The sequence below is a fragment of the Kocuria dechangensis genome (assembly GCF_014636775.1).
Classification (GTDB): domain Bacteria; phylum Actinomycetota; class Actinomycetes; order Actinomycetales; family Micrococcaceae; genus Kocuria; species Kocuria dechangensis.
Map to the genome: position 1 here is coordinate 132750 of NZ_BMEQ01000006.1, position 13743 is coordinate 146492.

Sequence of the window (13743 nt, forward strand, 5' to 3'; positions counted from 1 at the left end):
GACCGTGAATGACGACGACGCCCCCGGGACCGGGGGCGTCGTCGTGCCGCGCGGCTGCTACCGGGAGCCGGTGATCTCGCCGCGCGCGGACCGGTCGGCCTCCTGCCCGTCGTCCGCGCCGGCCTTCCCCCCGGCCTTCTGCTCGGTCTTCTTCTCCGCCTTCTTCTCGGCCTTCCGGTCCCGGAAGCTCGGGGCACGGTCCACCTCGGAGAGCTCCGCCGGGAAGACGGCCGGGAGGGGGCCGAAGGCCTCGTGGGTGGCGGTGATGACCTGCTTGGCCATCGCGAGGTTCGCGCCGCCGCCCACGATCGCGCCCACGCCGAAGGGCAGGGCACGGCCGAAGACGGCGCCGGTCTGCTTGGCGATGAAGCGCTTGACGAACATGTTGCGGATGGTGCGGCCGACGTCGAAGGTCTTCGAGTCGTCCTTGCCCATCATCAGGCCCCAGGAGGAGACCATGCCCTTGCCCTTGGTGCCGCTGACCAGGATCTGGTTCATCACCTGCCGGCCGTCCTCGCCGAGCATGAGGGCCATGACCATGGTGCGGGTCCGCTCCGGGTCCTCGGTGTGCACCCCGTGCAGCTCCGCGACGGCCTGGGCGTAGAGGGCCGTGGCCTCGAGGTAGCCGATCACGGCGAAGGAGGACAGGCCGAGGGACGCGATCGTGCCGACGCCCGGCACCACGGCGGTCGCGCCCACGGCGCCGCCGCCCACGGTGACGGAGCGGACGTACATCTTCTCGAGCCGCTTGGCGATCTGCTCCGGGGTCTCGTCCGGGTGCTCGGCGCGCTCCTTCTTCACGAAGCTCAGGACCACCGGGCGCTGGACGCGCAGCACGGTGTCGAGGACCTTGTTCATGGCGGGCTTGGGCTTGCCCTGCTCGTCGAACGCCTTGTTGAGGGGGTTGAAGTCCATGGGACGTGCTCTCCTTGGGTGCCGGGGACGGCGGTCGTCGGCCCCACTATATGCACAGCCCACTGAGCAGATGCGGGGATTCGCCCACGGCGGAGGACCCACGGGGCGGGCTGCGGCCCCGTGGTCCCCGGCTCAGGACTCGGGCAGGAGGGAGATCGAGGGGTCGATCTTCCGGTAGGAGTCCGGGAACTCGGCGCGCAGGCGGACCAGCTCCTGGGCGAAGGCGTCCAGGTCCTTGTCCTCCTGGCTCACGGGGTGCCACTGCTTGGCGGGCAGGGCGCGGCCCTCGTCGTCGAGGGCGACCATGACCATGAGGCAGTTGGTGGTCAGCTCCAGCTGCCCCGTGGCGGGGTCCCCCGACCAGACGTTGACCGAGATGTGCAGGCCGCGGGCGGCCGTGTGGATCAGGCGCGCCCGGATCTCCACCAGGTGCCCGATGTGCATGGGCCGGTAGAAGCGGACCCCGCCGGCGTAGACGGCGATCACGGGGCGCCCCGCCCACTTCGCCCCGCACACGTAGGCGGCCTCGTCGATCCAGCGCATGGCCGTCCCGCCGTGCACCTTCCCGCCCCAGTTGATGTCCGTGGGCGCGGCGAGGAAGCGCAGCACCGTCTCCTCGGCCGTGCCCTCGTCGGTGTACTTCTGCTCCGCCATGAGCTTCTCGATGGTGCTGCGCAGCTCGATCCGCCGCTGCGTGACGGTCCACTGCCGCCGCTCGTACTCCGTCTCCGGCGCCCACTGCGGGACGGGGGTGGGCCGGCCGTCCTGGTCGACGGCGACCATGATGATCAGGCACGTGTCCTTGAGCGTCACGCCGGGCTCGCGGGGGTCCGCGGAGGCCACCTCCACGCGGATGTGCATCGAGGTGCGGCCGGTGTAGACGATCGTCGCGGCGACCTCGACCATGTCCCCCACGGACACCGGGCGGTCGAAGTGGATGTTGCCCACGTAGGCGGTGACGCAGTAGGAGCGGGACCACCCGACGGCGCACGCGTAGGCGGCCTTGTCGATCCACTCGAGCACGCGCCCGCCGTCGACGGTGCCGGTCCGCCCGGCGTCGGTCGGGGCTGCGAGGAAGCGGAGGACTGCGGTGTCACGGGCGGCCATGCCCCTAGTGTCGCACGCCGTTTCCGGGGCCGTCCCGCCGGTCCGGGCTCACCCGCCGAGCGGCCCCCACGCGTTGAGCCGCCGGAGCATGTCCGACTTCTTGTGGGCGTGGCCCTCCATGCGGCCCAGGATGTCGTCGAGGGCCTCGATGGCGTCCACCACGAACGGGCCCTTGTTGAGCATCACGCACTCCGCGCGGTGGCCCGCCGCGGCGTCGGTGACCTCGGCCCGGGACGGCAGCCCGCTCTTGGCCAGGGACTCGAGGACCTGGGTGGCCCAGATCACCGGGACGTGCGCGGCCTCGCACAGCCACAGGATCTCCTCCTGGACCTCCGCCAGCCGCTCGAAGCCGGCCTCCACCGCGAGGTCCCCGCGGGCGATCATGACGCCCACGTCCTCCCAGCGCATGGCCTCCAGGAGCATGACGGGCAGCGCCTCGAACCCGCCGACGGTCTCGATCTTCAGGGTGACGTCCAGCGCGTGGTTGCCGATCGCCTCGAGCTCGGCGAGCAGGTCCGCCACGTCCTCCCGCGAGCGGACGAAGGACATGTTGACGATGTCCGCGTGCTCCGCCACGAACGGCAGGTACTCCCGGTCCTCCGCGGTCAGCGCGGAGATGCTCAGCGCGGTGTCGGGCAGGTTGATGCCCTTCTCCGCCCTGAGCTTGGCGCCGTCCGGCCCTGCGGCCAGCACCTCCAGCTCGATCTGCTCCGGGTCGACGGAGCGGATCCGGCAGCGGATCTTCCCGTCGTCGATCCACACCGCCTGCCCCGGGCGGGCGTCGGTGAAGGCCTGGGGCAGCGAGCAGCCGATCCGGAAGGGGCTCGTCCCCCGCGCGGGGACGGGCGTCAGGTCCCGGGTCAGCACGACCGTGTCCCCGTTGCGCACCCGCATGGACTGCTCGACGGCGGGCAGCTCGCCGAGGGTGCCGAGCGCCCCGTCCTCGGCCTCGACGACCAGCCCGGTGGCGAAGTACACGGTCTTGGAGCACTCCACCAGCACGCCCGGCCCGGTGGCCTCCAGCACGCGGAGGGTCCGCCCGGAGCCCCGGGCGTCCTTGAGCCGCAGCCTCTCCCCCGGCGTGCGGCCGGCCGTCCAGGCGGGCTCGACCACGGGCACGACCGGGGCGTCGTCGTCGAGCGCGGGGTCCGGCTCGCCCAGCCAGAGGCGGGCGGGGACCACGACGTGCCCGGTGGCGTCCCGGACGGGCTTGATCTTCTCCACGCGGGGCCCGGGCTCGATCGGACCGGTGCGCAGCTTGGGCCCGGCCAGGTCCATGGCCACCCGGACGTCGCGGTCCAGCTTCTGCGCCGCGGCCCGGACGTGGTCGATCATCGCGGACCACTGCTCGGGGCCGTCGTGGGCGCAGTTGATCCGGGCCACGTCCATGCCGGCGCGGACCATGCTCTCCACGAGCCGCCGGTCCCGGGCGGCCTCGGACGGGAACGTGACCATGATCCGCGCGTGGTGCCCGCCGTGGCCGGTCCCCAGGAGGGCGGTGGTGTTGCGGCCCAGGGTCTCCGGGCCCGGCCGCGACGGCTCGTCGAGCTCGATCCCGAGGCCGGGGAGCTCCGGGGCCGCGAGGGGGCGCCCGGCGAGCGCCTGGAGGGCCCGGACGACGTTGAGCAGGTGCGCCGTGACCCCGGCCTCCATCCGGCCGAGCGAGGACAGGCCGAGGGCGCTGAGGTCCCGCTGCAGCTCCCGGACGTCCTGGCTGCGCACGGCCACGTAGTCCACGAGGTTGAGCGCCGAGCGCCGGTGGCGCAGCCGCACCCCGGCGATCTCCGCCACGGCCGCGCGGCGCGCCGCGACGACCACGTCCAGGAGGGCGAGGACGCGGTCGAGGGCGTCGGCGGCCGCCTCGCTCGACACGCTCACCGCCGGCCCGCCGTCCCGCCGCCGAGGGCCACGTCCACCCACACCGGACGGTGGTCCGAGGCGGGGAAGGGGTGCTCGCCGGTCAGCTCGGACCCGGGCTCGCCGGGCGCCGGCCACCACACGCCGGCGTCCACGACCCGCAGGTTCTCCGACGGCAGGACGTAGTCGGCCCGCAGGTTGCCGGGGGCGGGGTCGTCGGAGAAGTCGGCGGTGTCGTGGGCGGGGTCGGAGACGTGCGAGAGGTTCGCCCCGCCCTGCCGGGCGGCGGCCTCGGGCCCGCCCGCCGAGGCGGGCAGCGGGTCCTGCACCCTCGGGTGGTCCAGCAGCTGCTGGATGGCGCCCGGCCACGAGTCGCCGTCGTGCGGGTCGGCGTTCTGGTCGCCCATGACCACGAAGCGGGCCCCGGCCTCCAGCCCACCGCGCCGTCCCTCGTCGTCGTAGACGTACGACGACGCCGCGGGCCCGCCCACGTAGTCGGCCCAGAACCGGATCTCGTCGTGGTTGCGCCGCCCGTTGCGGTCCTCCGGCCCGTCGAACGAGGGCGGGGTGGGGTGGGAGGCCAGCACGTGCACGGTCCTCCCGCCGATCCGCAGCGGCACGTCCCAGTGGGACTTGCTGGACAGCCGCAGCAGCCCCTCCTGCTCCTCCGGGTAGAAGTCCGCAGGGATGAGGTGGCCGGGCATGTCCGCCCAGCGGAACTGCTGGAAGGTGCGGACGCGCTCCGTGTCGACGGGGTGCTTCGAGTAGAGCACCATCCCGTACTGGCCCGGGAAGAGCCCGAAGCCCCACGCGTCGTCGCCGCCGCCCACCGTCCCGTCCTGGTTCAGGTCCAGGCCCGAGGGCACGCCGGTGTTCACGGGCGCGGTGTAGACGTAGGGGTAGTCCAGCGGGTCCTGGCCGTTCTGGGAGACCGCCAGGTAGTTGTCGCGGAACAGCTCGGCGGAGCGGCCCCCGGCGTCGAAGTCGAACTCGTTGACGAGCAGGACGTCCGGGGCGCCGCGCTGGATCACCTCGGCCACGGCGCGGGCCTGGGCGTTGTCCGGGGTGGCGAGGTCGCGCTGCAGCTGCCCCTCCGTGCCGCGGTTCAGGGACGCGTTGTAGGTCATGAAGCGCACCGGCTCCTGCACCGCCTGCCCCCTCCCCCGCTCCGTGCCGCGGCCCTGCTCCGGGGTCGCCGTCGCGGGCGCCACCGCGCCCGCCGTCAGCACCGCCGCCAGGCCCACCGCCGTGATCGTCCTGCTGATGCCCATGATCCTCCTCCGATTCTCCTCGCCCGTCCGTCCGGCCGTCCACCCGGAACCGTACGGGGAGCAGGCGAACAGCGGTTGAACGAGCCACGGTTGAACGAGCCGCGGTTGAACGAGCCGCGGTTGAACGAGCCGCGGGGCGGGCCGGGAGGCGGCGGATCGGCGGGCGGTCGGACGCCCGCCGGCGGTCCTGTGCGGCCCACCGGCAGGCCCGGGCGACCCGGCCCTGCGAGCCGGCACGGGCGGATAGGCTCGTGCGCACGCCACCGCCGCGCCCCTCGGCGCGGGAGCGGAGTCCCTGCCACCGGAAGGAACCACCGTGATCAGCTCGGAGAACGTCAAGGCCTACGTCGAGCGCATGGCCTCGGGAGAGCCCGCGCCGGGCGGCGGGGCGGCCGGCGCCCTCCAGGCGGCACTGGGGGCCGCGCTGGTCGCCATGGCCGCCCGGTACACCACGGGCCCCGAGCACGCCGACGCCGCCGGGCGCGCCGCCGCCCGCGCCGAGGAGCTGATCCCCGAGGCGCTCCGGCTGGCCGACGCCGACGCGGAGGCCTTCGGGGCGCTGTCCGAGGCCTACGCCCTCCCCCACGACTCGGAGGAGCAGAAGGCCGGACGGTCCCGGGCGATCCAGGAGGCCACGGTGGGCGCCGCACGGCCGCCGCGGGAGCTCATCGGGGTGGGCGCGGAGGTCGTCGGCCTGGCCCGCGACCTGACCGGCTGGTGCAACCCCAACGTGCTCAGCGACGTGGCGGCGGCGTCGGAGGCCGCCCGGGCCGCCGTCACCACGGCCGTGGTCACCCTGGAGATCAACCTCCGGTCCCTCAAGGACCCGGCGGTGCGGGAGGAGCTGCGCTCGGAGGTGGGACGCGCCGAGCGCGCCGTGCAGGACGCCGAGGAGCTCACCGGCAGGATCCGCGAGCGCGTGCGGTCCTGACCCCCGGCCTCCCCGCCCGCGGGCTCAGGGCCCGTGGGCTTCCCGGCACCGTGCGCGGCGGCCGCCGCACGGGCGCGCCGTCCGGCTAGTGCGCGGCGACCAGCACGCCGTCCGGGCCGGCCGGGCGGCGCACCCAGAACGAACCGGCCACGGCGAGCAGCGAGATGACCGCCCCGCACAGGAAGGCGGCCCGCACGCCCGCGGCGGCGGCCTCCACCTCGGAGGCCGCCGGCTCCGCCGCGGCCAGCGTCATCACGGTGATGAACAGGGCGGCGCCCGCGGCGCCGGCCACCTGCTGGACGGTCCCCACCACGGCGGACCCGTGCGAGTGCAGCTCCTGCGGCAGGGCGCCCAGGCCGGCGGTGAACAGCGGCGTGAAGATCAGGGCGAGCCCGGCGTGCAGCACCACGTGGGCGAGCAGCACGAGCGGGACGGGCGTCGTCGTCGAGACCAGGGTGAAGCCCCACAGCGCGGCGCTCACGACCACGGTGCCGGGCACCAGCAGCACCGTCGGGCCGGCCCGGTCGTAGACCCGGCCGACCACCGGGGCGAGCACCCCCATGACCAGCCCGCCGGGGAGCAGCAGGAGCCCGGTGGCCAGCGGGTCGAGGCCCTGCACGTTCTGCAGGTAGAGGGGCAGGACGATCAGGGTGCCGAACAGCGCCGTCACGCTCACGCCGAGCACGACGGTCGCCATGGTGAAGGTCCGCGACGAGAAGGTGCGCAGGTCGAGCAGGGCGCGGTCGGCGCGCTGGAGCCGCGTCTGGCGCAGCACGAACAGGCCCAGGACCGCGGCGCCCACGCCCAGGGGCAGCCACGCCGGGACGGCCGCCGCGGCGCCCTCCCCGATCGTGCTCAGGCCGTAGACGAGGCCGCCGAAGCCCAGCGCGGACAGGACCACCGAGAGCACGTCCAGGGGCGCCGCGCGCGGCTCGGTGATGTTCGGCATCAGCCGCGCGCCGAGCGCCAGCGCCGCGAGCGCGACGGGCAGCACGACGATGAACATCCAGCGCCAGTCGAGCGCGCTGAGGATGATCCCCGAGATCGTGGGGCCGATGGCGGGGGCCACCGAGATGACGATGGAGATGTTGCCCATGACGCGGCCCTGGCGGGTCGGCGGCACGAGCGTCAGGACGGTGGTCATGAGCAGCGGCAGCATGATGGCCGTGCCCGTCGCCTGCACCACGCGTCCCGCGAGCAGCGTCCCGAAGCCGGGGGCGGCGGCGCAGACCAGGGTCCCGAAGCTGAACAGGCTCATGGCGGCGAGGAAGACCGGTCGCGTGTCGAGGCGCTGGAGCAGGAACCCGGTCACGGGGATGACCACGGCCATGGTGAGCATGAACGCCGTGGTGAGCCACTGCCCGGCGACCGCGGTGATCTGCAGGCTCTCCATCAGCCGCGGCAGGGCGACGCCCATGATGGTCTCGTTGAGGATCACCACGAAGGTGGAGGCGAGCAGCAGGCCGATGACCAGGCGGTCGCGGGCGGCGAGGTCACCCGCCGGAGGGACGGCCGCGGGAACGGGGGCCGCGCCGGCGGGCACGATGTCGACGGGCCCGGTGCCCGCTGGGAGGGAGCGATTCGTCACCCCCAGAGCATAGGGGCGGACCGGGAAGAATAGGGACATGCGCAGATTCCTCAAGGACGCCGGCGTGCACGCCGAGATCACCCCGGACGGGTTCACGGAGGGCGGGTGGGTGCTGTCCATCGGCGGGGCCGAGCAGTCCCACGTGGACCTCCAGCGACCGGCGGAGATCTTCTACGAGTACCTGCGGCGGATCGGCCACGTCGTCGACGTCGTGGCCCCGGCCGGCGCGCCGGTGACCGCCGTGCACCTGGGTGCCGGGGCGCTGACCCTCGCCCGCTACGTCGCCGCGACCCGCCCGGGGTCGGCGCAGACGGCCGTCGAGCTCGAGCGGGAGCTGCCGGCCTTCGTCCTCGAGGCCCTGCCCCTGCCCGCGGGGGCGGACGTGCGGATCGTCGTCGACGACGCCCGGGCGGCGCTGCCGGGGGTCGCCGAGCCGGGGACCGTGGACCTCGTGGTGCTCGACGTCTTCGCCGGCCGTGACGCCCCGGCCCACCTCACGGAGCCGTCCTTCTACGCGGAGGCCGCCGCCCTGCTGTCCCCGGCCGGGGTCATGGCCGTGAACGTGGGCGACGACCCCGGGCTGGCGTTCTTCGCCGCCCAGGCCCGTGCGATGCGCTCGGCGTTCGCGGACGTGTGGTGCCTGGCGGACCGGCAGCTGCTCAGCGGGCGCTATCCCGGCAACCTGGTCCTGCTGGGCGGGACCCGCCCGCTGCCCCGGGAGTGGGGGGAGGTCTTCGCCGCCGCCGGCCCCCACCCGGCGGGCGTGCTGGACGGGCTGGGCCTGGAGGAACTGCTCACCCGCCTGTAGCGTGGGTCACACCGCCGAACCCGACCCGAGGAGCGCGCCGTGGACCAGACCGACGCCGTGGCACAGACCGGCACGCAGCCGACCGAGGCGGGGCAGGCCGAGTCGGGACAGGCCGACCGGAGCGGGCTCCTGGCCTCCGCCCCGGCGATCGAGGGCGAGACCTTCTCCCGGGTGTCCCTCACCCCGGCGGCGGTCGAGCTGCTGGGGAAGCTCCGCGAGACGCACGGGCGGCTGATGTTCCACCAGTCGGGCGGGTGCTGCGACGGCTCCGCGCCCATGTGCTATCCCGCCGGGGACTTCCTCACCGGGCCCGCGGACGTCCTGCTCGGGGTGTTCGAGCTGCCGGGGGACCCCGCCACGGCGGAGCTGGAGTTCTGGATCTCGCGGGAGCAGTTCGAGTACTGGAAGCACACCCTGCTCACGGTGGACGTGGTCGAGGGGCGCGGCTCCGGGTTCTCCGTGGAGGCGCCGGAGGGCAAGCGGTTCCTCATCCGCTCGACCCTCCTGCAGGATCCGGCCGGCCCCTGAGCCGGCCCTGCTCGTCGAAGGAGGGCCCCCGGTCGTGGACCGGGAAGGTGTGGAAGGCCGGGACCTCGTAGGGGTGGGCCCCGGCCATCGCCCGCAGCACCGTCTCCCGCTCGGCGGCCGGGTAGAGCACCTCGACACGCACCTCGTCGACCTCCTCGGGCGTCCCCACCTCCCCGATCGTGGGGTTCGCCCCGGGCAGCGGCGTGAAGCGGCCCGTCCCGCGGCTGACGAACGCCGTGTGGGAGTAGTTGCCGAAGCGCCCGGCCCCGGCGTCGCCCAGGGCCTGCAGGACGGCCTCGGCGTGGGTGGCGGGGACGTAGACGACGAGCGCGTGGGTCCGCGGCTCCTCAGTGGTCATGAGTTCCTCGGTGGTCCTGAGTTCCTCAGTGGTCATGAGTTCCTCGGTGGTCCTGAGTTCCTCGGTGGTCGTGGGGCGAGCACACCTCCGGCTCGACGTGGTCGGCGGGCTCCAGCTGGATCGTGGAGTGCTGGACGGACACGGGGAAGTGCTCCGCCACGCACCGCTGGATCCGGCCCAGCGCCTCGGCGGAGCCGCCGGAGTAGAAGTACTCGTCCTCGAGCACCACGTGCGCGGTGAGCACCGGCAGGTCCGAGGAGATCCGGGAGGCGTGCAGGTCGTGGATGCCCACCACGTGGGGCAGCTCCAGGATGTGCCCGCGCACGTCCTGCAGGTCCAGGCCCGGGGGCGCGCTCTCCATGAGCACGGACAGGGACTCCCCGAGCAGCCGCAGGGTCCGGGGGACGATGAGCAGGCCGATGAGCAGGGCGACGACGGCGTCCGCCTGCACCCAGCCGGTGAGGGTGATGACCACCGCCGCGACGATCACCGCGACCGAGCCGAGGGCGTCGTTGAGCACCTCGAGCATGGCCGCGCGCAGGTTCAGGCTGGAGCGCCGCCCGCCGAACAGCACCACCATGGCGATGATGTTGCCGGCGAGGCCGAGGATGCCGAAGACGACCATCTCGGCGGAGGCCACCGGCTCGGGCTCGATGAACCGCCGCACGCCCTCGACGAGCACGAACAGCCCCACGGCCAGGAGCACGCCCGCCTGGAGGGCCGCGGCGACGATCTCGGCGCGCCGCCAGCCCCACGTGCGCCGCGCCGTGGGCGGGCGCAGGCTCAGGTGGGCGGCGACCAGCGCCAGCAGCAGCCCGCCGGCGTCGGTGAGCACGTGGGCGGTGTCGAAGAGCAGGGCGAGGGAGCCGGTCCACAGCGCTCCGACCAGCTGGACGACGAACAGCGCGGTGGTGATCCCGAAGGCCGTGGCGATCCGCCACCGGTCCGTGCCCGGCCCGGCGTGGGAGTGCCCGGGCCCGTGCGAGTGGCCGTGACCGGCCTCCTCGTGCCCGTGGTCCCCGGCGTGGTCGTGAGCCATGCCTCCATCCTAGAACCCGCCGCCCGGGCCCGTCGCGTCGTTGCGGGCCCGGGCGGGGACGCCGCCGGCGCCCGCGGCTCAGGCCGTGACGAAGTCGGTGAACTCGCCCGTGGCGGGCCCGAAGTGGGAGTCCACCTTCATGACGGCGCCGGGGGTGTCGTTGCTGTTGAGCGCCTTGAGGAGGTCGCCGACGGCCCAGCGCGGGCCCTCCGCGATCACCCCCACGGTGCCGTCCGAGTTGTTGACCGCGGAGCCGCGCAGGCCCAGCTTCTCGGCGTGCTTCCACGTCCAGTAGCGGAAGCCTACGCCGTGCACGGAGCCGTGCACCACGGCGGTCAGCCGCAGCGGCTCGTTCAGGTCCACGGCCTCGTTGGCGCGGTCGTCGGAGGGGGTCGGGTGGATCGGCGGGAGGCTCACAGGTCCACGACCTTGGACTCGCCCGCGTCGATCCGCTCGCCCGTGACGCGCGCCTTCGCCCAGCGCAGGGCGGTGGAGACCGTCCCGGGGCTGCGCCAGAGCTCGGCGGTCTCCGTGTGCACGCGCAGCACCACGAGCCCCGGGGTGGCGGGCCCGTCCGGGTAGAAGGGCCGGAGCGCGTCCGTCCACAGGCCCTCGACCACCCGCCGGTCCTCCACGACCTCGGCGGTGCCCGAGACGGAGACCCACTCGCCGTCCCCCACGAAGGCGACGTTGACGGCGTCGTGCGCCCGGACGTCCTGCACCGAGGAGGTGTCGCGGCCGGTGAAGAAGTGCAGGTCCTCCCCCGGGGCCACGTCGACCACGGTCATGGGCCGGCTCACGAACTTGCCGGTGGGCTCCTGCGTGGTCAGCATGCCCACGCGGGTGCGGTTCACGAACTCGACGATGTGCTGGATGTCATCCTGGTGGGTGCTCATGTGGTCAGATTAGGGAACGACCGTGGCCGGCGACACGGTCGGAGCCCGAGAATTCATCGTGGGCTGAACCACGTGTCATCCGCCGGGCGGACCGGGACGCCCCGACCCGCCGGCGCACGAGAGGACGGGAGCACCAGCATGGACACCCCAGCACAGCCCTCGGAGGAGACCGCCCCCGAGAAGATCACCGCCCAGGACCGGATCGAGATCACCGAGATCCTGAGCTTCTCCTCGCACCTGCTCGACAACCGCCAGTGGGACATGTTCGGCGAGGTCTTCGTCCCCGAGGTCGAGCTCGTCACGCAGCACGGCGAGTTCACCGGGCCCGCTGGCGTGCGCGCCTACCTGGAGCAGATCGACCTCTCCCGGTACCCCGCCACGCACACCCTCAACACCATCGTCGAGGCCGTGGACCCGGACACCGCCGTCGCCTGGTCCCGGATGCTCCTGCTGACCTGGGACCGCCGGGCCGTGGGCGGCGACTTCATCGACACGTTCCGCCGCACCGGGCACGGCTGGCGGATCGCCCGGCGCGCGGTCGCGCCCCGCAACGACCGCGCCTCCGCGGAGCTGGCCGAGGGCGGCTTCGCCCCCGACCCCTACGCGTACGCCATGTTCGACGACGCCGTGCTGGCCGCGACCGAGCGGACCCGCCGGTGAGCGCGGTGCCGGAGGTCGCCGCGGCGCCGTCGTCCGGGTGGGAGCGGGTGCCCGCGGCGGACGCCCTGGAGATCGGGACCGTGCTCACCCGCTGCGCCCGTCTCGTGGACGCCCGGGCCTGGGACGAACTGGGCCGCGTCTTCGCCGAGGACGCCGTCATGGCCGCTCCCAGCGGGACCGCGACCGGTCTCGCGGGGATCGTCGAACGGGCCAGGGCCGACACCCTCGAGCCGCACCACATCACCGACACCGTCCTGCGCCGGCTGGACGACGACCGCGTGCGCGCGTGGAGCAAGTGGTTCCTGGTCTGCGCGGACGGCGCCGTGCTCGGCGGCGAGCAGCTGGACCTGCTGGTCCGCACCCCGGCCGGGTGGCGGATCGCCGAGCGGCGCATCGCCCGGCCGGATCCCGAGCGGCGGGACGCGGTCGGAGCGCTGGGGGTCGCGGACTTCCTGGCGTGAGCGCCCGCGTCCTCCGCACCCTCTGCACAGGGACGGGGCGGTGGTGGTTCCGGGATCGACGGAGCGACCGTCTGCCCCAAGCGGTCCTCGATCGTCCACGGCTGTTTCCGCGTCGCCATGCAGGCACTGCGAAGCGCCCTCACGAAGACGGACGACGACAGATCAGGTGTTGAGATCAGGTCTAAGCTGTGGCTGGTGGGGCCCTCCGGTGTCCTTTGCGGAGTTCTCCGTGGATCCCTCGCCCTGTTGCCTGCCGTGCACACCCTCACGGTTCCGACACCTGTCCTGGAGGCAACACCCATGTCCGCCCACCCCTCCCAGCATTCCCAGCCGTTCGGGCCGATCAACTCCGCCCCCACCCAGTACCCGGAGCTCAATTTCCTGCTCACCGGGCTCACCCAGCGAGCCCGGGCCGTGCTGGGGGCCGACTTCGTCGGGGCCTACCTGCACGGCGCCTTCGCCGTGGGCGGCACCGACCGCGACAGCGGCTGCGACTTCCTCATCCCGACCCACGAGCCCCTCACCGACGAGCAGGAGGCCGGGCTGCGGGCCCTGCACCAGCAGCTCCCCACCCGCCCCGGGCACTGGTCCACCGCCCTGGCCGGGGCCTACCCCGCTCTCGTCCAGCTGCGCAGCCTGGACGGGATGGGCCACCCGTGGTTGTCCGTGGGTCCCGGTCACCAGCAGATGCAGTGGACCACCACCACCAACACCGAAGTGGTGCGCTGGACCCTGCGCGAACGCGGCATCACCCTCGTCGGACCCGACCCCACCACCCTCGTGGAGCCGGTGCCCGGGCCGGTGCTGCAGCAGCGGATGCGGGGCCTGCTGCCCCGCTTCGGGGCGCACCTGGCCCAGCGGGGCGGGCTGGAGACCGCCGGGACCCAGCACTACGCGGTGGCCACCTGCGCCCGGATGCTGCACACCCTGGCCACCGGGCAGATCACCTCCCCCACCGCCGCCCTCCACTGGGCCCTGGGGGCCCTGGATCCGCGGTGGCACCCGCTGCTGACCCAGGTGCTCACCGACCGGGCCCACCCCCGCGATCCCCGGCCCCGCCCCGGCAGCGCGGCCGCCACCGCAGAGTTCGCCCGCTACGCCCAGCACCTGGCCTCTGAGGCCCATCCCCCGGCCCCGGAGGACGGCCGGCCCTGAGCGGGCCCCTCGGCAGGCACGGTGGCCCGACACGCGGTGACTGAAGCGGACCGGCGACATCGAGCCGGCCGAGGGCTCCCCGCTCTCCACGGCTCGTGCCCGGCGCCCGGTCCGGAAATGCCTCGAGCAGGATCGCAGAAGCGGCCAGGCCGGCTACGGCCTAGAGTGC

General features: G+C 74.0%; 15 protein-coding genes. 6 read left to right on the top strand and 9 right to left on the bottom strand.

Annotated elements, in window-relative coordinates; genetic code table 11:
• Positions 1 to 57: 57 nt before the first annotated feature.
• The 4 genes from IEW07_RS08010 to IEW07_RS08025 form a co-directional block, all read right to left on the bottom strand.
• Positions 58 to 915: a di- and tripeptidase gene (locus IEW07_RS08010; RefSeq protein ID WP_188536019.1), complete on the bottom strand. Its 858-nt coding sequence runs from the start codon at positions 913 to 915 to the stop codon at positions 58 to 60.
• A gap of 132 nt (positions 916 to 1047) precedes the next feature.
• Positions 1048 to 2022, bottom strand: a complete 975-nt coding sequence (locus IEW07_RS08015; RefSeq protein ID WP_188536020.1) for an acyl-CoA thioesterase — start codon at positions 2020 to 2022, stop codon at positions 1048 to 1050.
• 48 nt (positions 2023 to 2070) lie between these two features.
• Positions 2071 to 3900: a pyruvate kinase gene (locus IEW07_RS08020; RefSeq protein ID WP_188536022.1), complete on the bottom strand. Its 1830-nt coding sequence runs from the start codon at positions 3898 to 3900 to the stop codon at positions 2071 to 2073.
• On the bottom strand, positions 3897 to 5150 hold the full coding sequence (locus IEW07_RS08025) for an endonuclease/exonuclease/phosphatase family protein (RefSeq protein ID WP_188536024.1): 1254 nt from the start codon (positions 5148 to 5150) through the stop codon (positions 3897 to 3899). The genes IEW07_RS08020 and IEW07_RS08025 overlap by 4 nt, the downstream gene beginning before the upstream one ends.
• A 316-nt stretch (positions 5151 to 5466) precedes the next feature.
• Here IEW07_RS08025 and IEW07_RS08030 point away from each other — a divergent pair, with 316 nt between their 5' ends.
• A complete protein-coding gene (locus tag IEW07_RS08030) occupies positions 5467 to 6081 on the top strand; it encodes a cyclodeaminase/cyclohydrolase family protein (RefSeq protein ID WP_188536026.1) in 615 nt (204 codons plus the stop codon).
• An 85-nt stretch (positions 6082 to 6166) separates the two neighbouring features.
• Here the strand turns inward: IEW07_RS08030 and IEW07_RS08035 are convergent, their stop codons facing one another.
• Positions 6167 to 7669 (bottom strand): DHA2 family efflux MFS transporter permease subunit, encoded by a 1503-nt coding sequence (locus tag IEW07_RS08035; protein ID WP_371870219.1) that lies wholly within the window; start codon positions 7667 to 7669, stop codon positions 6167 to 6169.
• 37 nt (positions 7670 to 7706) lie between these two features.
• On the opposite strand from IEW07_RS08035, the gene IEW07_RS08040 reads away from it, so the two are divergent.
• Together IEW07_RS08040 and IEW07_RS08045 are read left to right on the top strand one after the other, a co-directional pair.
• On the top strand, positions 7707 to 8477 hold the full coding sequence (locus tag IEW07_RS08040) for a spermidine synthase (protein WP_188536030.1): 771 nt from the start codon (positions 7707 to 7709) through the stop codon (positions 8475 to 8477).
• A 129-nt stretch (positions 8478 to 8606) separates the two neighbouring features.
• Positions 8607 to 9005 (top strand): DUF779 domain-containing protein, encoded by a 399-nt coding sequence (locus IEW07_RS08045; protein WP_188536162.1) that lies wholly within the window; start codon positions 8607 to 8609, stop codon positions 9003 to 9005.
• On the opposite strand, the gene IEW07_RS08050 is transcribed toward IEW07_RS08045, so the two are convergent.
• The 4 genes from IEW07_RS08050 to IEW07_RS08065 form a co-directional block, all read right to left on the bottom strand.
• Positions 8965 to 9399 carry a YqfO family protein gene (locus IEW07_RS08050; RefSeq protein WP_371870220.1) on the bottom strand — a complete coding sequence of 145 codons (435 nt, stop codon included), beginning with the start codon at positions 9397 to 9399 and terminating at the stop codon, positions 8965 to 8967. The two genes, IEW07_RS08045 and IEW07_RS08050, sit on opposite strands and share 41 nt — an antisense overlap.
• Entirely contained in the window at positions 9389 to 10402 is a 1014-nt protein-coding gene (locus IEW07_RS08055; protein WP_188536032.1) for a cation diffusion facilitator family transporter, read from the bottom strand. The genes IEW07_RS08050 and IEW07_RS08055 overlap by 11 nt, the downstream gene beginning before the upstream one ends.
• 78 nt (positions 10403 to 10480) lie before the next feature.
• Positions 10481 to 10819 (bottom strand): acylphosphatase, encoded by a 339-nt coding sequence (locus tag IEW07_RS08060; protein ID WP_188536034.1) that lies wholly within the window; start codon positions 10817 to 10819, stop codon positions 10481 to 10483.
• Entirely contained in the window at positions 10816 to 11298 is a 483-nt protein-coding gene (locus IEW07_RS08065) for a pyridoxamine 5'-phosphate oxidase family protein (RefSeq protein ID WP_188536036.1), read from the bottom strand. The genes IEW07_RS08060 and IEW07_RS08065 overlap by 4 nt, the downstream gene beginning before the upstream one ends.
• Before the next feature lie 138 nt (positions 11299 to 11436).
• Between IEW07_RS08065 and IEW07_RS08070 the strand changes: the two genes are divergently transcribed.
• The 3 genes from IEW07_RS08070 to IEW07_RS08080 all read left to right on the top strand — a co-directional run bounded on the left by IEW07_RS08070 (position 11437) and on the right by IEW07_RS08080 (position 13574).
• Positions 11437 to 11958, top strand: coding sequence for a nuclear transport factor 2 family protein (locus IEW07_RS08070; RefSeq protein WP_188536038.1), 522 nt, complete (start codon positions 11437 to 11439; stop codon positions 11956 to 11958).
• A complete protein-coding gene (locus IEW07_RS08075) occupies positions 11955 to 12419 on the top strand; it encodes a nuclear transport factor 2 family protein (protein ID WP_188536040.1) in 465 nt (154 codons plus the stop codon). The genes IEW07_RS08070 and IEW07_RS08075 overlap by 4 nt, the downstream gene beginning before the upstream one ends.
• Before the next feature lie 300 nt (positions 12420 to 12719).
• A complete protein-coding gene (locus IEW07_RS08080) occupies positions 12720 to 13574 on the top strand; it encodes an aminoglycoside adenylyltransferase domain-containing protein (protein ID WP_188536042.1) in 855 nt (284 codons plus the stop codon).
• Positions 13575 to 13743: the final 169 nt, after the last annotated feature.

Excerpts from the sequence above, each read along its gene's own strand:
- IEW07_RS08010 (WP_188536019.1), bottom strand. The coding sequence starts at position 915 with ATGGACTTCAACCCCCTCAACAAGGCGTTCGACGAGCAGGGCAAGCCC.
- IEW07_RS08015 (WP_188536020.1), bottom strand. The coding sequence starts at position 2,022 with ATGGCCGCCCGTGACACCGCAGTCCTCCGCTTCCTCGCAGCCCCGACC.
- IEW07_RS08025 (WP_188536024.1), bottom strand. The coding sequence starts at position 5,150 with ATGGGCATCAGCAGGACGATCACGGCGGTGGGCCTGGCGGCGGTGCTG.
- IEW07_RS08040 (WP_188536030.1), top strand. The coding sequence starts at position 7,707 with ATGCGCAGATTCCTCAAGGACGCCGGCGTGCACGCCGAGATCACCCCG.
- IEW07_RS08050 (WP_371870220.1), bottom strand. The coding sequence starts at position 9,399 with ATGACCACTGAGGAACTCAGGACCACCGAGGAACTCATGACCACTGAG.
- IEW07_RS08055 (WP_188536032.1), bottom strand. The coding sequence starts at position 10,402 with ATGGCTCACGACCACGCCGGGGACCACGGGCACGAGGAGGCCGGTCAC.
- IEW07_RS08065 (WP_188536036.1), bottom strand. The coding sequence starts at position 11,298 with ATGAGCACCCACCAGGATGACATCCAGCACATCGTCGAGTTCGTGAAC.
- IEW07_RS08070 (WP_188536038.1), top strand. The coding sequence starts at position 11,437 with ATGGACACCCCAGCACAGCCCTCGGAGGAGACCGCCCCCGAGAAGATC.
- IEW07_RS08080 (WP_188536042.1), top strand. The coding sequence starts at position 12,720 with ATGTCCGCCCACCCCTCCCAGCATTCCCAGCCGTTCGGGCCGATCAAC.